21 protein-coding genes, 4 tRNA genes and 1 pseudogene are annotated in these 20556 nt (G+C 59.2%); 5 read left to right on the forward strand and 21 right to left on the reverse strand.

The window, feature by feature from the left end; translation table 11 throughout:
• Positions 1 to 87 precede the first annotated feature (87 nt).
• A complete protein-coding gene (locus THECO_RS10905) occupies positions 88 to 684 on the reverse strand; it encodes a hypothetical protein (RefSeq protein WP_015255097.1) in 597 nt (198 codons plus the stop codon).
• Between the two features lie 203 nt (positions 685 to 887).
• The gene (locus THECO_RS10910; protein ID WP_015255098.1) at positions 888 to 2069 is read right to left on the reverse strand and encodes a tetracycline resistance MFS efflux pump; all 1182 of its coding nucleotides are present in this window, start codon (positions 2067 to 2069) and stop codon (positions 888 to 890) included.
• 182 nt (positions 2070 to 2251) lie between these two features.
• On the opposite strand from THECO_RS10910, the gene THECO_RS10915 reads away from it, so the two are divergent.
• Together THECO_RS10915 and THECO_RS10920 are read left to right on the forward strand one after the other, a co-directional pair.
• Positions 2252 to 3721 carry an aminotransferase class I/II-fold pyridoxal phosphate-dependent enzyme gene (locus THECO_RS10915; protein ID WP_015255099.1) on the forward strand — a complete coding sequence of 490 codons (1470 nt, stop codon included), beginning with the start codon at positions 2252 to 2254 and terminating at the stop codon, positions 3719 to 3721.
• Positions 3722 to 3806: 85 nt separating this feature from the next.
• Positions 3807 to 4220, forward strand: a complete 414-nt coding sequence (locus tag THECO_RS10920) for a DUF1885 family protein (protein ID WP_041853880.1) — start codon at positions 3807 to 3809, stop codon at positions 4218 to 4220.
• A 93-nt stretch (positions 4221 to 4313) separates the two neighbouring features.
• On the opposite strand, the gene THECO_RS10925 is transcribed toward THECO_RS10920, so the two are convergent.
• From THECO_RS10925 to THECO_RS10935, 3 genes are all read right to left on the reverse strand, one after another.
• Positions 4314 to 4628 carry a DUF1292 domain-containing protein gene (locus tag THECO_RS10925; protein ID WP_015255101.1) on the reverse strand — a complete coding sequence of 105 codons (315 nt, stop codon included), beginning with the start codon at positions 4626 to 4628 and terminating at the stop codon, positions 4314 to 4316.
• A 121-nt stretch (positions 4629 to 4749) separates the two neighbouring features.
• Positions 4750 to 5322: a stalk domain-containing protein gene (locus THECO_RS10930; RefSeq protein ID WP_015255102.1), complete on the reverse strand. Its 573-nt coding sequence runs from the start codon at positions 5320 to 5322 to the stop codon at positions 4750 to 4752.
• Between the two features lie 159 nt (positions 5323 to 5481).
• Positions 5482 to 5682 carry a hypothetical protein gene (locus THECO_RS10935; RefSeq protein WP_015255103.1) on the reverse strand — a complete coding sequence of 67 codons (201 nt, stop codon included), beginning with the start codon at positions 5680 to 5682 and terminating at the stop codon, positions 5482 to 5484.
• A gap of 160 nt (positions 5683 to 5842) precedes the next feature.
• On the opposite strand from THECO_RS10935, the gene THECO_RS10940 reads away from it, so the two are divergent.
• Positions 5843 to 6607 carry an MBL fold metallo-hydrolase gene (locus THECO_RS10940; protein WP_015255104.1) on the forward strand — a complete coding sequence of 255 codons (765 nt, stop codon included), beginning with the start codon at positions 5843 to 5845 and terminating at the stop codon, positions 6605 to 6607.
• A 62-nt stretch (positions 6608 to 6669) separates the two neighbouring features.
• Here THECO_RS10940 and THECO_RS10945 read toward each other — a convergent pair whose 3' ends face one another.
• Both THECO_RS10945 and THECO_RS22805 read right to left on the reverse strand, forming a co-directional pair.
• Entirely contained in the window at positions 6670 to 6900 is a 231-nt protein-coding gene (locus THECO_RS10945) for a DUF3892 domain-containing protein (RefSeq protein ID WP_015255105.1), read from the reverse strand.
• Between the two features lie 243 nt (positions 6901 to 7143).
• Positions 7144 to 8340: pseudogene (locus THECO_RS22805) on the reverse strand (ISNCY family transposase).
• A 141-nt stretch (positions 8341 to 8481) separates the two neighbouring features.
• Here THECO_RS22805 and THECO_RS10960 point away from each other — a divergent pair.
• Positions 8482 to 8557: transfer RNA gene (locus THECO_RS10960), tRNA-Val, on the forward strand.
• 116 nt (positions 8558 to 8673) lie between these two features.
• Positions 8674 to 9648: an S-layer homology domain-containing protein gene (locus THECO_RS10965; RefSeq protein ID WP_015255107.1), complete on the forward strand. Its 975-nt coding sequence runs from the start codon at positions 8674 to 8676 to the stop codon at positions 9646 to 9648.
• Between the two features lie 19 nt (positions 9649 to 9667).
• Here the strand turns inward: THECO_RS10965 and THECO_RS10970 are convergent, their stop codons facing one another.
• The 14 genes from THECO_RS10970 to THECO_RS11025 all read right to left on the reverse strand — a co-directional run bounded on the left by THECO_RS10970 (position 9668) and on the right by THECO_RS11025 (position 20466).
• The gene (locus THECO_RS10970; protein WP_015255108.1) at positions 9668 to 10486 is read right to left on the reverse strand and encodes an SPL family radical SAM protein; all 819 of its coding nucleotides are present in this window, start codon (positions 10484 to 10486) and stop codon (positions 9668 to 9670) included.
• Between the two features lie 90 nt (positions 10487 to 10576).
• Complete coding sequence (locus THECO_RS10975) at positions 10577 to 10972, reverse strand: LytTR family transcriptional regulator DNA-binding domain-containing protein (protein WP_015255109.1); 396 nt, start codon at positions 10970 to 10972, stop codon at positions 10577 to 10579.
• 1 nt (position 10973) lies between these two features.
• The gene (locus THECO_RS22520) at positions 10974 to 11105 is read right to left on the reverse strand and encodes a hypothetical protein (protein WP_015255110.1); all 132 of its coding nucleotides are present in this window, start codon (positions 11103 to 11105) and stop codon (positions 10974 to 10976) included.
• The gene (locus THECO_RS10980) at positions 11102 to 11635 is read right to left on the reverse strand and encodes an accessory gene regulator B family protein (protein ID WP_157373564.1); all 534 of its coding nucleotides are present in this window, start codon (positions 11633 to 11635) and stop codon (positions 11102 to 11104) included. The genes THECO_RS22520 and THECO_RS10980 overlap by 4 nt, the downstream gene beginning before the upstream one ends.
• Entirely contained in the window at positions 11625 to 12293 is a 669-nt protein-coding gene (locus THECO_RS10985; protein ID WP_015255112.1) for a hypothetical protein, read from the reverse strand. The genes THECO_RS10980 and THECO_RS10985 overlap by 11 nt, the downstream gene beginning before the upstream one ends.
• 213 nt (positions 12294 to 12506) lie before the next feature.
• Positions 12507 to 12595 (reverse strand) — tRNA-Leu (locus THECO_RS10990).
• Positions 12596 to 12612: 17 nt separating this feature from the next.
• A tRNA-Ile gene (locus tag THECO_RS10995) sits at positions 12613 to 12689 on the reverse strand.
• A 22-nt stretch (positions 12690 to 12711) separates the two neighbouring features.
• Positions 12712 to 12788, reverse strand: a tRNA-Met gene (locus THECO_RS11000).
• A gap of 147 nt (positions 12789 to 12935) precedes the next feature.
• Positions 12936 to 13100, reverse strand: a complete 165-nt coding sequence (locus THECO_RS22005) for a hypothetical protein (RefSeq protein ID WP_015255113.1) — start codon at positions 13098 to 13100, stop codon at positions 12936 to 12938.
• A 187-nt stretch (positions 13101 to 13287) separates the two neighbouring features.
• The gene (locus THECO_RS11005; protein ID WP_015255114.1) at positions 13288 to 14805 is read right to left on the reverse strand and encodes an ABC transporter substrate-binding protein; all 1518 of its coding nucleotides are present in this window, start codon (positions 14803 to 14805) and stop codon (positions 13288 to 13290) included.
• A 5-nt stretch (positions 14806 to 14810) separates the two neighbouring features.
• Positions 14811 to 15683 (reverse strand): ABC transporter ATP-binding protein, encoded by an 873-nt coding sequence (locus THECO_RS11010; RefSeq protein WP_041854386.1) that lies wholly within the window; start codon positions 15681 to 15683, stop codon positions 14811 to 14813.
• A 24-nt stretch (positions 15684 to 15707) separates the two neighbouring features.
• Complete coding sequence (locus THECO_RS11015) at positions 15708 to 18620, reverse strand: ABC transporter permease (protein ID WP_015255116.1); 2913 nt, start codon at positions 18618 to 18620, stop codon at positions 15708 to 15710.
• Positions 18621 to 18623: 3 nt separating this feature from the next.
• On the reverse strand, positions 18624 to 19745 hold the full coding sequence (locus THECO_RS11020) for an efflux RND transporter periplasmic adaptor subunit (RefSeq protein ID WP_015255117.1): 1122 nt from the start codon (positions 19743 to 19745) through the stop codon (positions 18624 to 18626).
• On the reverse strand, positions 19711 to 20466 hold the full coding sequence (locus THECO_RS11025) for an ABC transporter ATP-binding protein (RefSeq protein WP_015255118.1): 756 nt from the start codon (positions 20464 to 20466) through the stop codon (positions 19711 to 19713). The genes THECO_RS11020 and THECO_RS11025 overlap by 35 nt, the downstream gene beginning before the upstream one ends.
• Positions 20467 to 20556: the final 90 nt, after the last annotated feature.

Raw genomic sequence — 20556 nt, forward strand, 5'->3', positions numbered from 1 at the left:
CTTCCCTTCCTCCGCGGCGGAGCAAGAGAAGCCTGTCAATCCGGCTTATTCCATTGACTTTCGATCATGCGCACATCCTTCCGCCCGTCACATTTCGAGCTGCAGCATCTCCGTGCGCATCTCCATCAGCCGCTTCTTGGATGCTTCGGCATCGGCGATGCGGCCTTCGGCCAGCGCTTCGTGCAGCACCGCCAACTCGTAATCGAGCTCAAGCCGCAGGACATGCACGCGCTCTTCCGCCCGCTTGTTCTGAAATGCGCGAATCATCTCTTCTGTCGTAACCGTCGTATTCTTCTGGTAGATGACGCGATGTTCCATACCCGACACCTCCACCGATCGGATGATTTCGCCAAACATGATGTCCTCGATTACGATGCGGCGGTCTTTGATCCGTTTGACGACGGCATGGCCGCGGGAATCGTTGATCATTTTCTCCAGCAGTTCCGAAAGTCTCACGTCCCGAATCGTGTAGTCGCCGATCATCTTGTAGCAGTTCCGGATGCGCCGGAATCGCAGCTTGACCAGCCTGCGTCCGGTGCGGATCGAGATGAAGAACAGCCCGTTCGCCTCGCTCCAGAACAGGGAGTAGCCGGCCTGGATCAGCTCTCGGATCAGATCGTGAATCTTCCGCCGGTCGAACCGGATCTCCAGGTTGCAGTACTCCACCTCGTCGCTTTTGTTCACGGCGATCCCTCCCCTGCCCGAGAATCGGCGGAATGTTCTGAAATTTAAGTCTCACTTTCAGTTTATACTCCATTTTATGTTCTGGCAACTTGGTTTATTGACGAAAATTGAAGCGCAAATCCGCCGGTACACGTCCGAAACGGGGCATAAATTCAAAAGGCTTCCCGCCGCGCCGTTGAAAGCACGGAGGAAAGCCTTTGAATTCAGACAACCGGCTGCGGGCCGGCATCATCCCGGCGGTCTAGCGCGCGGAACCGCTCCAGCAGAAGCAAGGCGGCAATCGACAGCGCGCCGCTGGCAATGAGCGGCAGCGTCATCTCGATGCGGTACAGGAACGCGGCGATGAGCGGGCCCATGATGCGCCCGAGACTGTCCATCGATGAGCTGAGGCCGGATGCGACGCCTTGCTCGACCTTCGTGCGCTGCGTGATGAGCGAAGTGACGCACGGCCGGACGAGCGCGTTGCCTACGCCGAATATCGCGAGAAAGACCGTAGCCGTCCACAGCTCATGCGACGCGATCAGCAGGAAGAACCCGGCCGCCGAGATGAGCAGGCCCGCCGCGATCCAGGCCGGTTCCCGTCCCGGCTTGATCAGCCGGCGGACGACACCGCCCTGCACGATCGCACCGACGAGGCCGCAGACGAAGAACATGAGGCCGAACTGGGCCGGCGTGACATCGAACCGCTCCATGCCGAACCATTGCAGCGTCGATTCGATGCCCGCCAGCGAGAATGTGACGAAGAAGGCGAGCACGTACAAATATTTCAGTGGACCGGTGAACGCCGTCCAGCGCGAAGGACGTTTCTTCCCGACGCCGCGCCGCTCCGGCGGCAGCGATTCGCGCAACGTGTACAGTCCCGTGACGAACAGCAACGCCGACAGCGCCGACGCCGCGAAGAACGGCGTCTCGAGCGAGATGCTGCTGAGCAGTCCGCCGATTCCCGGACCGAACGTGAAGCCGAGACCGATCGACATGCCGACGAGTCCCATCCCGCGCGTGCGCTGCTCGGGCGGCGTAATGTCCGCCACATAGGCGACGATGACGGAGACGACCGCTCCGGAGAACAATCCGCCAAGCAGGCGCGCCGCATACATGAGCGGCAGATGGCCCGATGCCAGACCGAACAGGAGAAAGCTCGCCGAGAAGCCGAACACGCCGGTCAGGATGACCGGGCGGCGGCCGATCCTGTCGGACAGCGCGCCCCATGCGGGGGACAGCACAAACGAAACCAGGGAATACAGCGACAACATGAGCGCGTTATGATATTCCGCCCTGCCGGGATCAATGCTTTTCACCAGTTCCGGCATGACGGGAATGATGATGCCGAAGCCGATGAATACGGTCATGAGCACCAGCATGACCATCACGATTCGCCTGTCCATCTTGAACCGCTCCTTCCACCCGCTTATCGTACCATATCTTGTCCGCGCAGAAAAATGAACAAACTGCGACATCCCGCACCGCGCTTACAGTGCCGAAACCCGAGCTTGCATTCGCTACCCGTTTTGCTATACTCTAGCTTGTTTGACTTAAATCGCGTGCAAGGAAAGGACGGGATGGGGCGTTGGATCAGTCATCCACCCCGCTGTTCACCGCGCTTCGGCGGCATGCCGAACGCAACCCGCTGCAATTTCACATTCCGGGCCACAAGAAAGGCAGGGGCAGCGACGAAGAGTTCCGCGCGTTTATCGGCGACAACGCGCTGTCCATCGACCTGATCAACATCGCGCCGCTGGATGACCTGCACCAGCCGGCCGGCGTCATCGGCGAGGCCCAGAAACTGGCAGCGGAAGCGTTCGGAGCGGACTATACTTTCTTCTCCGTGCAGGGAACGAGCGGGGCGATCATGACGATGATCTTGTCCGTCTGCTCGCCCGGCGACAAGATCATCGTGCCGCGGAACGTGCACAAATCGGTGCTGTCCGCGATCATTTTCGCCGGCGCCCGCCCGGTCTTCGTCTCTCCCGTCCGCGACGGGAACCTCGGCATCGATCACGGGATCACCACCAGCGCGGTGCGGCGCGCCCTTGAGCGCCATCCCGACGCGAAAGCGGTGCTCGTCATCAACCCGACCTACTTCGGCGTCTGCGCCAATCTGCGCGAAATTGTCGATCTCGTGCATTCCTACGATATCCCGGTGCTGGTCGACGAAGCGCACGGGGTGCTGATCCACTTCCACGACGAGCTGCCGATCTCCGCGATGCAGGCCGGCGCGGACATGGCCGCGACGAGCGTGCACAAGCTCGGCGGTTCGATGACCCAGAGCTCGATTCTGAACGTCAAGGGCACCCGCGTCAATCCGCACCGGATTCAGACGATTTTCAGCATGCTCACGACGACATCGACTTCGTATCTGCTGCTGGCATCGCTGGATACGGCACGGCGGAATCTCGCGCTGAACGGCCGCGCGATGGCCGAGCATGCGCTTTCGCTCGCCCGCTACGCCCGCCGGGAGATCAACGCGATCCCGGGGCTGTATTGCTTCGGCGACGACATTCTGGGCGGTGAAGCAACGTACAGCTACGATCCGACGAAGATCACGATCCACGTCCGCCATCTCGGCATCACGGGCTACGATGCGGAGAACTGGCTGCGCGAGAAGCACCGCATCGAAGTCGAATTGAGCGACATGTACAACATTCTCGCCCTGATCACGCCCGGCGACACGAAGGAGACGGTCGACGCGCTGCTCCGGGCGCTGCGCGAGATGTCGGAGACGTTCTACCAGGTGAACGAGGCGAAAGAACTGGTCGTGAAGATACCGGAGATTCCGCAGCTCTCGCTTACGCCGCGCGACGCCTTCTACGCCGAGACGGAATCCGTGCCGCTTGCCGAATCGGCCGGCCGGATCATCGCCGAGTTCATCTACGTCTATCCGCCCGGCATTCCGATCCTGCTGCCCGGAGAGGTCATCTCCCAGGCGAACATCGACTACATCCTTGACCATCTCCAGGTCGGCCTTCCGGTCAAAGGGCCGGAAGATCCGAGTCTGAACTATGTCAAAGTAATTGTCGAAGAGACGCCGATCAGCTGAACCCGGGCGGTTTCCTGCCGAAGCCGGTGCTTGTTGTCAAGCGCCGGCTTCAGTGCTATCCTAGTTCTGGGAGGTGGCTTTGCAGGTGAGTCAAAGCGCTTACATCTATTTCGTGGAAGGCTCCGCCGTCGAGCAGCTGACGCTGGACGGCGTGAAGGAACAGTTGCAGCGATATCGGGAACAGACCGCGCTTACCGGCCGTCAGCTGGGCTGGGACTACGCGGACGCCGCCTTCCCGTACACGATCGAGACCAAGGAAGGCGAACCGTGGTTTTACCTGAAAGGTACGGACTCGCACTATCGCTACATCGTGATCGGCGTCGGGCAGACGGAGCGCGGCGATCGCACGGTGCATTACGTGCAGGTCGTGCTGCCGGACGATGCGACGCACGGCGACAAGGGAAAAGCGAACGAATTGTGCAAATATCTGGCCAAACATCTGCAGGCCGAGCTGAAATTGTTCAACGGCCGAACCATCTACTACAACCCGCGGAAATAAGCCGTCCGTTCGGCGGACGCATCCGTTGGGCGTGCACGTAAAAACGGCCGGCCATCGATGTTCGATGACCGGCCTTCTTGCCGGAGTTCAAGATCAACCCTGGTCTTCCTGGCTGGCAATCTCCTCGTAAATCCTTGCCACGCGTTCCCATTCTTCGTCGTCTTCAATGCCGACGAGGAACATTTCATCATTCTCTTCCTCGATCCGGAAGATGACGCCGTCCGCTTCCGGATCATTCCGATCCAGCAGCACGGCATAGGCCGAACCTTCCGAATCGAACGTGTACACCATGATCATCTCGTGTTCGCGGCCTTCTTCGTCCGTTACGATGAACACGGGATCGTGTTCGTGATCATGCTCGTGGTCATGGCCGCAACCGCAAGCATGGTCATGCGAATGTTCGCTCATCGACAACCCTCATTTCGGATATCATATGCCATCAAACGTATCGTACCATGTCGCTAGCCGCCGGGTCAAACGACAAGCGCTCCGCGAACGGAGCGCTTGTGCGGCACCACGGGCATGCAGGTCATTTGGAGAAAATCAGTTTCTCGGAAACGAGCGTCCATTCGCTTCCCGACGCGGGCATCATGTACATGCGCACTTTGTACTCGCCTTCGGAGGCAAATTTGTATTTCAGCTCTTTCGTGCGAAGCTGAAAGATGTTCAGGTTTTCGGGATTGCTCTCGTAATATAACTCCTTGGCCGTATTGCCCGGATCCACAATTTCCATCTTGGCGGCCGAAATCGGCGTACTCAGGCTGTCACCGTGCACCAGCACATAAAAGGTAACCGTGCTGCCCTTCTCGACGGCCTGGAAAGGATATACGCCGTTCGAGTTCACGCTCATGGTCATCATGTGGATGTTCGGCTTGTTGATATTGACCTGCTTGTTGTCGCCCCAGGAGATAAAAGCATTCAACGAGTCGGCCAGCTGCCTGATCGGCAGAAACGTCGTTCCGTCCACCACGATGCCCGATTCGCTCAGGGCCGAACCGTTCACCGAAACCTTGATTTTCTGGCTGACCGTGTCTGCGAATATCATGCTGCCTCCCCACAAGGACAGCAGGAGTGCGGATATGAGCACCTTCTTGAATCTCATGCGCATGAACCCTCCGTCAGCATTTCCTTGGATGTATAGTTATACTCGACCAGTTGTCCAAAGTTGCGGGGCGCCATGCGAACAATTTTCCGACTTTCCTGCTGTCGTCTCTTGTCGCGATTTGCGCTCGCCCGGGAAATACGCATGCGCTCGAGAGATTCATTGCACGGTGCGGGTCAGGATGCAGGGCACGCCTTTGCCGACAGCTCCGGGTTCCCGCATGCGCAGCCGGTACCGGATGCCGCGCGGGCAGGGTGTCGGACACGCTTCACAGGTATCGGACAGCACGATGCTCATGCGGACGACGGGGCGGTCTGAGCGTTGATTCGCCCGTTTTTTTCCCGCTTTGGCCTTGCTCATGGGCAGGACTCCTCTCCGCGAAAATCCGCCCCATTATATGCTAGCGCCCGCCTCCGCGCATGCGCGAATGCCCGGTTGTTCAGAATTTGTTCAGCCTCTTTCCTTACTGTAAAAAAAATGATAAAGTTTGAACAAACGTACCCGGAAGGGAGTTCCGTTATTGGATATTTTAATGCTCGGAACCGGAAATGCGTTTGCCAAGAAGTATTACAATAACAATGCATTGCTCTGCCAGAACGGGTTCACGCTGCTGATCGATTGCGGCATTACCGCGCTGCTCTCGCTCCACCAGATCGGCCAGCCGCTGGACAGCATCGATGCTGTCCTGATCTCCCATATTCACGCCGACCACATCGGCGGACTGGAAGAATACGCGTTCCGCATGAAATTCCAATATCGCAAACGGCCGGTGTTGTACGTACCCGACAAACTGGCCGAACCGCTGTGGGAGCATTCTCTCAGGGGAGGTCTGTGGCAGGAACAATCGCAGAAGCTCGAAGATTATTTTGAAGTGCGGCGGATCCGTGAAGGCGTTCCGGCCGTTCTGCACGACGGTCTGACCGTCGAGATCATTCGCACGGAGCATATTCCGGGCAAAATCAGCTACTCGCTGCTGTTCAACAACAGCTTCTTCTATACGGCCGACATGCGGTTCCATCCCGAACTCGTGACGGACCTGGTGCGGAATCGCGGATGCGTCGTCTTCCACGATTGCCAGTTTGTCACACCGGGCGAGGTCCACGCCACGCTGGAGGAACTGCTGACGCTGCCCGAAGATGTGCAGTCGAAGATTTATCTCATGCATTACGCGGACGACAAGGACCGCTACGAAGGCCGCACCGGACGGATGAAGTTCATCGAACAGCATGTCCGATACACGATTTCGGACGGCAAAGTCGAGCCGACAGCCCCGTCCGGTCCGTAATAGTGCATAACACGGCGAAAGCCTCCGGCCGACGATCGGCAGCCGGAGGCTTTTTGCACGTTTCAGAACATCGGCAGATTGTCGAGGTTGTTGGCGGGATCTCCGTCGGCATCGCCGCGGATGTACATCTCGCCGTCCCTTCCCTTGAACACATTTGCGCCTTTGATCCGGCCTTCCTGAACTTCGCGGAGCGCCTGTTCGTAATTCAGTTCCCGACCCGTCGAGGTGCGGAAAGCCGTAATATCGCCGTCGCCGTTCTTGCGCACGGCCGTAAACGTCTCCCGTTCCGTCATCACCGTCTCGCTCCTTGTCCATGCGGGGGGCCGAATCGCTGCCGCCCCGTCAGCCATCCTGTCTGGAAGTCAGTATGCCCGCGACGGTCGTTCATTAATCCGGAGGCGATCCGACGAAAGGATTTACCGAAAAATTTTTTTGATTTTGGGGTGTCAAGCGTCTGTGAAAATGTCAGGTTAACTGTTCGTTCTATGAAAATGTCAGGGATGAAGCCGATTAAACAACCGCCGTCCTCTTGCAGACTAGCCGGATGCTGTGCTACGCTGTAACTGCTTGCTGGAGAATGGTTTTCTCCAGGGATGGTTTGCAGCGGGCTTGCGGGGGGACGCAGGCGCCGCTTCTTTTTTGGCCGTTGTTGGCGCCGGGGTCTGTGTGGCCTGCGTCTCCACACAAGGCCAGGCCCGCCCTTGATCCCACAGCCACACTTGTCCATCCATGCCGACACGCACTTCGACGACGCTCTTCGCTTCCCAGCGCGGAACACCGGGGACGGGCTTTGGCATGTAGCATTTCCCTTTCCAGGAGAACGTCTGCCCGCCGCTGATTCGCCGGTATTGCCGCCGGGCGAAGATGTGCTCCAGGGGTGTTTCGGGCAGCGGACGGTAGGCCGGTTCGGCATTTTGTGGTGCGACCTAAGTTCGATCACCAGGCGGTCCTGGAACGTTTGCCAGAGCCGTTCGATCCGCCCTTTGGCCTGAGGAGACAGCGCCTTGATATGGGTAATGCCCAGATCGGCGAGGGCCTGTCCGAAGGTGGAAAGCGACGGCGGCTCACCGGCCAATTCCTGCTCGAGGGTCGGCTTGCCCTTGGGCGGGTGAAAAATGGAGTTGGTCGCTGTAGAGCGCAAGCGGTACGTCTTTGCGCCTAAGCCCCTCGATCTTGACGGTCACGTAGCCCTCCAGTGTTTCGGTCGGGCGGAAGGTGGCCGCGATGACTTCCCCGGTGGCGTCATCGATGATGCCGTGCAGGGTGAGCATGGGACCGCGATCCTCCAGCCAGGCATAGGGAGAAGCATCGATCTGCCACAGCATGCCCGCCTGAGGTTTGCGGGGCCGGGGGCGGTGAGCCTTCGGACGACGGCGCAGCCGCGCGGGACGCAACCCGCCTTCCAGCAGAATGCGGCGGACCGAAGAGACGCTTAAATGGATGTTTTCGTGTTCGGCCAACAGCTCGGCAAAGTGGGTGGCATTGCTTCCGAAGTAGCGCTCCTGATACAAGAGCATAACACGTTGTTTAAGCGAATCGGCCAAGGTATGAGCGGGCTTACGGCCCCGATTCCCATGAGCGATGGCTTGTGCACCTCCGTGACGATATTTGGCCTTGAGCCGATACGCTTGCCGAATACTGATGCCAAGAATGCGCGCAACATCCTGTTCCGCGAGACGGCCTTCGATCCATTTTTCAAGAACCATAACGCGTTTCAGTTCGCTCTTCGTCAAGGTGATCTGCTCCTTGCTCATACTGACATTTTCTCGGATCAGTTACACCCTGACAATATCACAGAACAACAACATTTTTTTTGATTTTGGGGTTGACTAACGGTTCTAAACTTGATATATTATAAATCGTCACTGCGATATGATCTGTTAGCTCAGCTGGGAGAGCACCATCTTGACAGGGTGGGGGTCAGTGGTTCGAGCCCACTACAGATCACCATTATCAAACGTCCGAGAACCCTTGAGATTCAAGGGTTCTTTTTCTTTTTGCCCGGCAGTTGCCACGCAACTTTTCGACAGTTTCAGGCGTCCAATGGTTTATAAAGGATGCTTGCCTTGCACATCAAACGCTTCGAGGTGATCGGCATGATGAACACGCGCAGAAGCTGTCGGCATCGGCTTCCGGCTGCAATGCTTGCGGCATGGCTGCTGATCTGGCTGTCATTCGCCGGACCGGCCGCGGCATTTCCGGACATTCAAGGCGACCCGAACGCCGACCGGATACGCCAGCTTCAGGAAGAAGGCGTCGTATCGGGCGATGCGAACGGGCGGTTCCGGCCGGACGACAGGCTGACGTATGCGGAAGGCGTTTCCATGATCGTCAAGGGACTCAAGCTCGGACTCGACGGAATCCAATTCGTCAAAGAACCGAAGGCAAGCGATTCCTATGATTTCGTCCTGGACGGCAAATGGTATTCCGACGCATTCATCACGGCAAGCTTCTATCTCGACATGCCGCGCAGCGTCAAACCCGACCTGTCGATGACGCGCGAGCGCTTTGCCTATCATCTCTATCGCGGACTTGCGGCCAAATCCGGCTTTGCCCTTCCGAAGCCGAAACTGGTGATCGAAGACCTCGCCGACATCGCACCGGAGTACCGCGATAGCGTGCAGCTGCTGCTTTTTGCCGGCATAGCGGAACTGAATAAGGACCGGCGTTTCGAATCGAAGCGGGCCATCACGCGCAGCGAAGCAGCCGGCATGGTCTACGAAGCTTCAGCCTTTCTCCGGCAGCTTGAAGCGTCGGGCAAAGCCGTGAAGGTAGCCGATCCGTCGCCGCTGACCGGCCTGAAGATTGAATCCGCGCCGCTGACCGGCGAAGTGAACACGGTGACCGTTCGGGCGACCGCGCCCCATCCCGGCTACGGCATCCGGGTGACGTCCATTGTATTTGATGAAGGCAAGGCATTCTTGCATGTCGAGCCGGTCATGCCCAATCCCGACCGCATCTACCCGCAGGTGCTGACCGAGGTCTCGACGGCGGTGTACATCGGCGCGGAATACACGCCGGTGCTTGCGCTGCCGGAATAACCGGTCGGCGGGACGCGCGTTACGGCAGAAACCCTTCCCGGCTCCACAACGCGATGCTCCCGGATTTGCCGGCATGACGGCGCAACGTGTCGTAGAACGTTCGCGCCGTCTCCGGATGATATTGATCCCCTTCCCCGGCTTGCTCATACATCCTGCGAATGCCCAGCGCTTCCGTCCGCTTCCCTCCCGCACCGTCGCCGTGAAAGAAATCGTCCACGACGATGCGCGGCGCCATGTGAGCCAGATCGGCGGCGAACGATTCGCCGTGCGGCAGCAGCGGCGATACGGCAATTTGCACGTCAACACCGGCATCCCGCAACTCCGCGAGCGCGCGCTTCCTGGCCGCGATGGGCGGCGCCTTTGGCGTGAATCGCCTGCGGACGGACTCCAGGTCCGTCTCGATCGTCATGCTGACGCGCACGCGGGTTCCGAGGCCGCGGAGCAGCTCCGCATCGCGCACCACGAGGGGGCTGCGCGTCTGCAGCAGCACGAAGTCGGCCGGCATCTCCGCCATGGTCTCCAAAATGGCGCGCGTGACGCCGAATCGGGCTTCTGCCGGCTGATACGGATCCGTCGCAGACCCCACGAAGACGGTCATTCTCCCCCGCCTTCGGGTCCGCTGCCATTCCCTGCGGAACGCCTCCCGGTCCATCCGCTTCACGTCGACCCATTCGCCCCAGGCAGACGCACGGAACATGCCGACCGGCATTCTGCGGACATAGCAGTAGGTGCAGCCGAATGCGCAGCCGGCGTAAGGGTTGAGCGTATGCGTGTACCCTTCCAGAAATCCGCCGGCCGGATTCAGCATCCGGCCGGGAGTCTTGAATCGGACGTCCATCCTTGAGCACCGCCTCCCGCACCGTTCGAAAGTTGAAGGCCGGCCGAATTCATCGGCCGGCCTTGCTGCACTTGATCCGCTTCTGACGCATCATCGTTCAAACGGGGAATAAAGCCCGCGCGCATAGCCGCGCGCGCGGCGTTTGACGACCAGTTCTTCCGGCACATCCTTGCGATGCACGCGGGACACCGGGGCGCTCGGCGCTTTCTTGGAAGGGTACGGCTCAAAGAACACCTGATGGGTCTCGTCATCGTACCACTTCACCTTGTCCATCTGGACAAGGTAGCCGCGCTCCAGCTTTTTGAACCCCATCGTTGACAGGAATCGCTCCTGCTCCTCGAGCGTGCTGATTTGGCTGAATACTTCGTCCTGGGTCTGGTACTTGATGACGTTGCTTTCCACAAAGGTGAAGAAGACGTCGTTCAAGTCGAGCATGACGATTTCGAATTCTTGTCGGCTTATGCGTCTGACTACCGGGATTTCCATGTTATGCGTCCTTCCTTCTGAGTTCAGCCGGGATCTTCGGGTTGTTGAAATAATACAGCGAACCGGTCAGAACGAACAGCGAGGCCAGGCCCGCTATGCCGGCAGCGACTACCCGAAGTACGCGTCTCTTCATCCTTGTTCACCCCCTTCCGGCGTGTTCTTGATGAGCAAGGACACGGCTTGCAAGAAGCATACCAAGGCCAGCACATCCGACCGGATGAAGAAATTGGCCGCTACCGCGGCGGTCGTGAGCGCTTTGAGCAACGGATAGCAGCCGGGAGCAATTCTCGCGTACTTGTCCAGATTGGAAGGGGAGAAAAAAAGGAAGAGCAGCGCCGCTGCCGCCGTGAAGACGAGAACCCAAAGATCGTTCAAACGAATATGCGGTATGACGGACATGACGGCGGTGGAGGCGATGATGCAGAACCATCCGGATTTCAGATGATACCCGCCGCTGAACATCCGGATCAGCGCGAACGAAACCAGCGAAAGCGCCGTATCGGGCAGGGCGTCGGTGAACCATCCGATCAGCAGCGTGAGGCCAATGATCGACAAGGTGTTGCCCGCAACGTTCAGCGCGTAATAAATGACGTCCACGGAAGGCGGCGATACCCCGTTGCGCACCATGCCCCCATGCAGCGACTCGGCGGCTCTACGAAGCATCCTCATAATCCTTCCTCAAGAGATAGTACAGGAATATGGGAAGCGTAACAAAAAACACAATATAGGTAAACAAGAAGTAATTGTCGAATTTGTCCCGGAACAGGTATGCCGCAGCCGCGCCAAGGGAAATGCACAGCACGATGGTGAAGAGCAAGATGGCATTCGTGCCGCTGAACCGCACATCCGCGCGATGCGAGGTCGGAACAAAATCAAAGTTCCAGTTCATGACATAGAGAAGCCGGCACAGCGCAAGTTCAAGAATGGCCGTGAGCACCTGGATGGAGGACATGATCCAGGGGTTGTTCTGAATGTCGGTCAAAGTCAGATCGAGCATGAACATCAATCCGGAAACGACGATGCCCTGAAGCACAAACCCCGCCACGAAACCGGAAAAATTCATAATGATCGAATAGAACATCGGAACTCTGAACAACAGACAGAACCAGATCACCAGCAGAATGAGCTGGATGTAGGATGAGAATTCGGCCAGGTTCTCATTGAGCCGTGTGACATAGGAAATTTGGCTCATCAGAAAAGCGATCAACAGGGTGAACGCTATCATTTTGGGCTTGATGCGGAAACGGAACAAGGTGAACATGAAAACGAAATAAGCGAAATATTCAAATGACGAACCAATCAAAAAAAGAATATAATCCACGGCCGACCGTGCTCCTTTGGCTTCCAGGGTTGTCCATTCGCTATATTTCGATTATATTGCCTTTCCCTCCGGGCATCAATCTCCAAATGATCAATTGTTCACGGCATGGCCGGCATCCGCAGCCAAACAAAAAACGTCAAATGAATTCGATCATTTGACGTTTCTGATAACAAGCGCTTATATAAAAACGATCATGCCAGGAATGAACTCAGATGGTGCCGAGGACGGGAATCGAACCCGTACGGGTGCCACCACCCGCAGGATTTTAAGTCCTGTGCGTCTGCCAGTTCCGCCACCCCGGCGCGATTCCTACCCATGATGGTGGGCCCTGAGGGACTCGAACCCCCGACCAATCGGTTATGAGCCGACCGCTCTAACCAACTGAGCTAAGGGCCCCGGAAGTTCCGTACGGAGATCATGGTTGCGGGGGCAGGATTTGAACCTGCGGCCTTCGGGTTATGAGCCCGACGAGCTACCGGACTGCTCCACCCCGCGTCAATTCAGTGAAGCACTGCACTACAGCGACAAACTTAACTATACAATAGCCGTTCCCTGTGCGTCAAGTATCAAGGGTCTCCCGGATTCCGGACGATCATGAAGCCGGGCAGATCCCGGACGCACAGCGGCTGACATCCGGGATCATTACGGCAGGTAGCGGACGCCGTAGCGGCCTTTGCGCGAACGGAACACTTCAATTTCACGCGGACAGTCGCAGCCGTATATCCACCAGTCGTTCTCCATTCGCTTGACCAGGCAGCCCGCCTGAAATTTCGTATCATATAATCGGACCCAGTATACCCAACCCATGTCCATCCTCCCCGCTTGTGAAGATTCGCTGTTAGAATGCCCGCATCCGCGGAAATTCAAGCGGGGCGTCCGACCAAGGTCGGACGGTCAACGGTCGGACGACCAAAGGTCGGACGGCCATGGCCGGAAGGGCCGCGGGTCGGACTTCCGCAGCCAGGACTGCCCGTGGCTGCGGGAGCCGCCGGCGTCAGTCGATGACGACCGCATCGTCAAACGGGATGACCGGCGCTTCGACGTCCGTATTCGAATTGCCCTTGTTCTGCAAGATGGCATTGCCCTCGGTTTCCCATTCGGCAAGCGCATCTTTTACCGACTTCTTGTCATCGATCACTTCCTGGAACTTGGTCCGCCCGATGCTTTCCACTTGCCACAGATTCGGATTGTTCCGGTAGATTTTGTCCGTATCGGTCGTTGACGGCGGGACCGGCTTCAGCGTCGTGAACGCGTCAAGGTTGAAGCTGAGACCGGCCGGCGGTTTCAGGAATTCCTTGCGCGCCGACAGTTCATACATCGAGCGCGATTTCAGTTTGGCCCAATCCTTGCCATTGATGAACTTCACGTAATCCCAGGCGTCATCCGGATTTTGCGCCTTGGCATTGATCGCGGTGAGCGAGTTCAGATACGTGCTGCTGCCGATGCCCGGCGCTTCCTCATGCTGCGGCAGCGTGACGACATCCCAGTCCGGAGCCTGGAAGTTGGCGTTCTGGCTGGCATACTCCGCCGCCGCCTGCAGTTCGGTGATGTAGCCGTAATCCGCGGTGACCATCGCCACTTTGCCGGAAATGAACGGATCGCCGGCGAACGGGTTCGGCTGCTCGCCGTCTTTCACTTCCCAGGCATTGCCCAAGTCTTCCCAAGTCGGCACAATGTCGTTCTTGTGAAGATCCGCCATCGAGGTCCATACGCGTTCCCAGAGCGGCGAGTTGACCGTCATTTTCTCGCCGTTGTCGTCGAATACCTTCAATTGCAGCGGCGCGGCATAGGTGTACTGCATGTCGTAGTACGGATCGCCGATCCACCGGTTGAAGCTGAGGCCGAAAATCCGTTCCTGCCCTTCGCCGCGCGATACGCGTTTCGCGAGATCGAAGATTTCCGGCCAGAACATGTTGTCGGTCGGCGGGGTCACGCCCGCTTCATTGAACAGCTTCTTGTTGTAAAAGAGCGCGTTCGAGCTGAACGTCGGCGCAAGCGCGTAGAGATTGTTGTCGCCGACCGACTTGATGCCTTCCAGCACCGTCGGCACGAAGTCCTCCAGATCGAATTTGTCCCGCTGAATGAGCGGATCGAGCTGCTGCAGCAAGTTGTCCTGCACCAGACGGCGCAAATAGGTGTAGTCCACGATCAGCACATCGACGGGGTTGTCGCCGGTCAGCATTTTCGTCAGTTCCTCATAGGGATCGATCTGCTGCTGCTCTTCGCCCGTGTCGAATCGCTGCTTGTTCCAATCGATGGCCGATACGATCTGGATCTCGATATCCGAATTGAGCAGTTCGTACGAATCGGTGTACTGCTGCCGGAACCAGACTTCATCGCTCGGGCCGCCGTACAGGGTGCCGATGCGGAGCACGCGGGTTTCCGCGCCGCCCTGATCGCTTCCCTTGCTGCACGCCGCAAGCAGCGACATCATCATCAGCGCCGCCAGCAGAGCCGCGAAAGTCCGTTTCCATCCGCCGGCTTTGCCGGCCCTTTTCTCATAGGTGATCATGGTTCTCATCCCCCCAAAGATTTCGGCGCCGTGATGATAATCCGTTCGCCGTCAAATTCCATTGATGCTTTATCGCGAATGCCGAGGGCCGTCAAATAATCCTTCGGCACTTGCAACCGTCCTGCACGGTCGAGCACGACATACTCTTCATGCGCGTCCTTCAGCCCGCGGATCTCGCTGTCCGGCTTGTCGAGATTCTCGTTGCGCTTCACGAATTCGGTGCTGGTCAGACCGTCGCGGATCGCGACGACCCGGTCCACCTTGCCCGCCAGCGACAGGTCGTGCGTGACGATGACGATCGTGACGCCGAGCTCGCGGTTGAGCCGGCGGAAGATGTCCATGATCATGTCGGACGTCTTCGTATCGACCGATCCGGTCGGTTCGTCCGCCAGCAGAAGCTGCGGCCGGTTCGCCAGGGAGATCGCGATCGCGACCCGCTGCTGCTCGCCGCCGGACAGCTGGTGCAGCTTGTTCATCATCCGGTGTCCCAGCCCGACCATCTCGAGCAGCTGCTTCGCATAGGCGCGGTCAAGCTTGCCGGAGAGCATCATCGGCATCTCGACGTTCTCCAGCGCGGACAGATAGGGCAGCAGGTTGCGGGCGTTGTTCTGCCAGATGAATCCGACCGTCTTCCGCTTGTACTCGACGAGCTGCTCATCCGTAATTTTCAGCAGATCCCACGGACCGACGCGCACGCGTCCGGCCGACGGCCGGTCGAGGCCGCCGAGAATATTGAGCAGTGTCGACTTGCCGCTGCCGCTGTTGCCGATAATCGCCATCATTTCGCCTTTGCGGACCGTCAGGTTCAAACCTTGCAGCGCGACGACTTCCAGCTCGTCGGTTTTGTAGATTTTCACCAAGCCTTCGCATTCGATCATCGTTTCGGCCGACGTCTCCATCGATCACCGCTCCTCTCCCATCTTCACGGCCTGATGCACGCGCAGCCTGCGGATATGCAGGAACAAGAGCGCGGCGCCGGTCAGCAACATGAATCCGACGACGATATACAGCTGAATCGCATCCTGCTGCTCGAAAATGACCCGGAACGGCGGCACGGCGTTGGCGACATTCTCCGCCGTCTGCAGGAACGGCAGGAACAGCCGGCTGGCCGCCTTGCCGATGATGAAGCCGAGGCCGATCGCCAGGCCGCCCGTGAAGATCTGCTCCAGGAGCAGCATGCCGGTCAGCTGCTTCCTCGACAGCCCCATCGCGCGCAGCACGCCGAACTGCACAATCCGCCCGGACAGATTGAAGAACCAGTAGAGCAGATAGCCTGCCAGCGAGATGATGACCGAGACGAGGAAACCGAGACTGAGAATGCCGAAGACGCCGCCGCGCGTCGGATGCTTCGACTGGGTGATCAGCTCGGACCGGACATCCGTGACAGACGCCAGCTCGATGCCTTGATCCATCAAGGCTGTCACGATCGGCGCCACCTTCGCGTCCGGCTTCATCTTGAGCCATACTTCATACGGAATGAGCGGCACCTGGTCGTAGATGTAATCCAGATTGGCGATCACGAACGGCGATTGATCGGGATACTGCGACGGCCAGTATGGCAAAATGCCGACGATGACAAATTCCAGCATGCCGTCCGTCAGCCCCACCGAGATCAGGTCGCCCGGCTTGAGCTGATAGCGCTCCGCCACATTCGACGGAATGATGGCCGCATTTTCGTATCGGCCCAGGAAATCCAGATAGTAGAACGGATGGATCGGGAACAGATCTTCCCGGAACCAGGCGACCTCGGCAAATTGGTCGTTGTTGATGCCCATCAGCGTCCCCTGACCGATCGACCGGCCGGAGACAACGATGTTGCCCCTCGTCTTGAGCACGCGCGCCGCGGCTTCGACGCCGTCCAGCGTGCGGAAGATTTCGAACGGCGGCTCAATGTAGTTGATGCGGGTCGGCGTACCCGATCCGCCGCCGGGATTGCCGCCGGGTCCTCCGGGATTGCCGCCCGGGTTGCCGCCGGGATTCTCGCCGGGGTTTCCGCCCGGATTCCCGCCGGGGTTTCCGCCGGGGTTGCCGCTCTGGGGCGGCACTTCCGCGCGTCCTTCCCACACGGTCTGGATGATGACGTCCGAGCCGTAGCGGTACAGGATGCGCTCGGTCGAGTTCAGATCGATCGTGCGCGCCGCCGCTGCGTTGTAGACGCCGAGACCGAGCGTCAGGATGAGCAGGATCATGAGCGGATAGTACGCGCCGGACGAGCGCGACAACTGCGTCAAGGTCAAATACAGCGGCAGCGGCAGCATTTTCCGCCCGAGCCATCCGATCAGCTTGAGCAGCAGCGGGAACAGCCGCAGGCAGAACAAGCCGATGGCGAAGATGGCGATGGCCGGGACGAAGAACAGGAACGGATTGACGTTCAACTGATCCGTCGTCATGCCGGTCCGGAACGTCAGCATCTGCCGCTCGTTGAACAGATACCAGCCGTATCCGGCTACGCCGATCAGCGCCACATCGAGGAACCAGCGCTGCCAGAGCGGTCTGCGGTCGCTTCTTGCGAGCTGCCGCTTGTAATCGACGATCGAGGACCGCGCATACAGGATGGCCGGGATGACCGTCGACAGAATGGCGAGCAGCACGGCCGCGACGCCCGCGATGGCCGCCTCCGTCGAGAAGCCGACGGGGATCGCCTTGCGGTCCACGAACGTCAGGAAGCCGTTCGCCGAACCGATGCTCTTCGCCATGAACCAGCCGATGAGCGGTCCGAGCACCAGCGCGGTTCCGCCGAGCAGCAGCCCTTCCAGGACGTAGATCCAGATGATCTGCCGTGTGCCGGCGCCGCGGCTGCGCAGGACGGCGATGTCGCTACGCTGCTTCTCCAGCGATTGCTTCGCGTTCATCGCAATGAAGTAGAACACCATGGCGATCATCGGCGCGGCGAGGGTGAAGAGCAGCGTCTGCAGCTGCAAGCCTTGCCGGCGGAATTCGGTCAGCGTATTCGCGAACGAGATTTCCACCCGCGTGTCCTTGAGCAGCTGATACAGCTCGATATCGAGCCGGTCCAGCGTCCTTCTGAGCGGCGCGAGCTGGCTCGTCTTGATCTCGCGAAGATCGAAGGAATAGTACCAGTAGGCGTTGTGAACCGGCACCCCCGCGCCGATCAGCTTGTCGGCGAAGGCGTCCTCGCTGACAAGCAGCGTATTCATGATCGACTCAAGCCCCTGAAACCAGTAGGGATCGGTCTGGTCCAGCGGCATGTACGCGCCGACGATCTTCACCTTGAGCACGAGATTCAGACCGCCGTAGATCGGATAATACAGTTCGTCTCCGATGTGCAGGTCGTTGCGGTAGAGCGCCTCTTCCAGCATGACAGCCTCGATGACGCCGTCGTCCGCGCCCTCGTCGCCATACATGCGGCCCTGCATCATCTCGACCTTCTCTTCAAGACCGGACATCGTCGCGATCGTCATCTGCCGGACGCGGCTCGCATCGACCTTCGTCGGGTCGACCGGCGCCGTCTCCGTGCCGCGGATCGACCGGACGGAAGCGAACGTGTCATATGGGAATCCGATCCGCTCCGGCACTTTCTCACGGATGAAGGCATCCACATCGGGAAGTCCGGCCTGGTCGGCGGCGGTGGAACCGCCGCTCGCCTGATAGCGGATGAGCAGCGAACCGGCCGGCATGCCGGTGCTTTTCTCCCGGAGCGAATCGGCCACGACCCGCTTGAGCGCGCCGTCCGCATACATCGGTATGCTGACGGTGAACGCGACGGCCGCGATCAGCCCCGCCGCCGTGCTGAGCGTCAGCCAGCGGGTATTCCACATTTTGCGGAACAGAAACCGTAGAAGCGGCATACCCATCGCTCATCGACCTACGACTTTCTGTCCCGGCGTAAGACCTTCGAGGATTTCGACCAGCGTCGCCGTCTGCTGGCCGACCGCCACATCGACTTCGCGCTTGCTGCCGTCCTCTTCCACGACTTGAACGTAGGTCCGGGAACCGATCGTCCGGAGCGCCGATGGCGGGATGACGATCGCGTTCTCCTTCCGGTTGATGATGACGTTCGCCGACAGCGGCGTGCCGCGGTTCACGCCTTCCGGAATGCCGCCGATGTCGATCTGCACATAATCTTCCGGCCGCTTGGAGCGCTGCTGCTGCTGGGGTGGCCAGCCCCCGTTCCCTTCGTCGTCCGATTGCGCAACCGGCAGCAGCGAGACTTTGCCTTCGAACTTGCCCGCCCCGTTGATGTCGACGACCGCCGGCATGCCGACCGCGATCTTCTCCAGATCGCTCTTCGAGAAATCGGCGGTCACCACCAGCCGGCCGGTGTCGGCGATGGTGACGACCGGATCATACGCCTTGATGAGCGCGCCTTTCTCGACGTTCACCTGGACGACGGTGCCCGAGAACGGCGCCGTAAGCACCGCTTTCGCGATCTCGTTCTCCAGATCGACGATCGCCTGCCGCTGCTCTTCAAAGCTGATGACTTCCATCTCGTAATCGACCGGGTCCATCTCGTCGCGTTTGCGGATCGTATCCTTCATCCTTGTCTCCGCACTCCGGAACTGCAGCTTCTTCTGGCGCAGCTCTTTCTCCATGTTGTCCACGTCGAGCACGGCGATGACCTGCCCGGCTTCCACGTAGTCACCCGGCTTCACATTCAGCGTCCGGAGCCGCTTCCCGTCCAGCTCGAAGAACAGCGTCTCTTCCTGCTGGCTCATGATTTTGCCGAGCGCTTGCACTTTCGATTCAAGCGTTGCGGTGGTTACCTCGTATTCCGGCTTCTTCGAGATTTGCGGCGGCGTGATGTCGGGCAGCTGCTCTTCCTCGCCTTCATCCGGCAGCAACGCGCATCCTCCCACCGCAATCGAGGCGGCGAGCAGCATGGCGGCGGCAGCCGGCACCCGGCGCCGGAAGAAGGCGGCAGCCCGCTCCATCAGTCCGCGCGGCTCAGATGAATTTTCCGTCAACCATTTCATAGACATGATCGGCAACCTCCAGAATCGTAGGGTCGTGCGTCGTCATACAGATCGTGATTTGCTCCGTTTCAATGATCGCCCGGAATACTTTCATGATCTGGGCGGCCATCTGGGAATCGAGCTCCGCCGTCGGCTCATCCGCCAGGATCAGCCTCGGCCGGTGGGCAATCGCCTTGGCGATGGCGACCCGCTGCTGCTCGCCGCCGGACAGCTCGAACGGGCGATGGTGCATCCGCTTCCCGAGACCGACCAGCTCCAGACATTCGGTCACCCGGTCCTTCCATTCCGCCTTGGGCACGCCCGCCATCCGCATAGACAGCTCCACGTTCTCGTAGGCGGACAGCAGCGGCAGAAGCGCGTACGCCTGAAAAATAAATCCGATCTCCTTCCGCCTCACGTTCGTCCGCTCGTCATCGCTCATCCGGTGGAATGCGTACGGTCCGAACTGAATCTCGCCGCGGGTCGGCGTATCCAGACCGCCGATCAGATTGAGCAGCGTCGTCTTGCCGGAACCCGAACGGCCGCGCAGCATGACAAGCCGCCGCGGGTGCAGTTCCATGTCGATCCCTTTCAGGACGTGCAGCTTCTGTCCGCCGACGTCGAAAGATCGTTCGACGCCTCGGGTCACAAGAAGCGGTCCCGTTTCCTCCGGTTCCCGGCCGCGCGCAACAGCGGCCGCGGCAGCTGCGGCATCCTGCCGCTCTTTGGTCCGTCTCAGCCGCAGCATGTCATCAATCCACTCCTTCCAATCTGCACGAGGCGGCAATCTTCAAATGATAAGACTTCATAAGTTCCGCGCTGATAACCGGCTTATCTT

It is taken from the genome of Thermobacillus composti KWC4, assembly GCF_000227705.2.
Lineage (GTDB): Bacteria > Bacillota > Bacilli > Paenibacillales > Paenibacillaceae > Thermobacillus > Thermobacillus xylanilyticus.

Bases quoted from the DNA above. Each gene is read 5' to 3' on its own strand.
- THECO_RS11005 (WP_015255114.1), bottom strand. From the start codon at position 14,805: ATGATCACCTATGAGAAAAGGGCCGGCAAAGCCGGCGGATGGAAACGG.
- THECO_RS22005 (WP_015255113.1), bottom strand. From the start codon at position 13,100: ATGGGTTGGGTATACTGGGTCCGATTATATGATACGAAATTTCAGGCG.
- THECO_RS10980 (WP_157373564.1), bottom strand. From the start codon at position 11,635: ATGCTTCGTAGAGCCGCCGAGTCGCTGCATGGGGGCATGGTGCGCAAC.
- THECO_RS10910 (WP_015255098.1), bottom strand. From the start codon at position 2,069: ATGGACAGGCGAATCGTGATGGTCATGCTGGTGCTCATGACCGTATTC.
- THECO_RS11020 (WP_015255117.1), bottom strand. From the start codon at position 19,745: ATGTCTATGAAATGGTTGACGGAAAATTCATCTGAGCCGCGCGGACTG.
- THECO_RS10975 (WP_015255109.1), bottom strand. From the start codon at position 10,972: ATGGAAATCCCGGTAGTCAGACGCATAAGCCGACAAGAATTCGAAATC.
- THECO_RS10930 (WP_015255102.1), bottom strand. From the start codon at position 5,322: ATGAGATTCAAGAAGGTGCTCATATCCGCACTCCTGCTGTCCTTGTGG.
- THECO_RS11025 (WP_015255118.1), bottom strand. From the start codon at position 20,466: ATGCTGCGGCTGAGACGGACCAAAGAGCGGCAGGATGCCGCAGCTGCC.
- THECO_RS10935 (WP_015255103.1), bottom strand. From the start codon at position 5,682: ATGAGCAAGGCCAAAGCGGGAAAAAAACGGGCGAATCAACGCTCAGAC.
- THECO_RS11010 (WP_041854386.1), bottom strand. From the start codon at position 15,683: ATGATCGAATGCGAAGGCTTGGTGAAAATCTACAAAACCGACGAGCTG.
- THECO_RS10925 (WP_015255101.1), bottom strand. From the start codon at position 4,628: ATGAGCGAACATTCGCATGACCATGCTTGCGGTTGCGGCCATGACCAC.
- THECO_RS10970 (WP_015255108.1), bottom strand. From the start codon at position 10,486: ATGGACGTCCGATTCAAGACTCCCGGCCGGATGCTGAATCCGGCCGGC.
- THECO_RS22520 (WP_015255110.1), bottom strand. From the start codon at position 11,105: ATGAAGAGACGCGTACTTCGGGTAGTCGCTGCCGGCATAGCGGGCCTG.
- THECO_RS11015 (WP_015255116.1), bottom strand. From the start codon at position 18,620: ATGGGTATGCCGCTTCTACGGTTTCTGTTCCGCAAAATGTGGAATACC.
- THECO_RS10945 (WP_015255105.1), bottom strand. From the start codon at position 6,900: ATGACGGAACGGGAGACGTTTACGGCCGTGCGCAAGAACGGCGACGGC.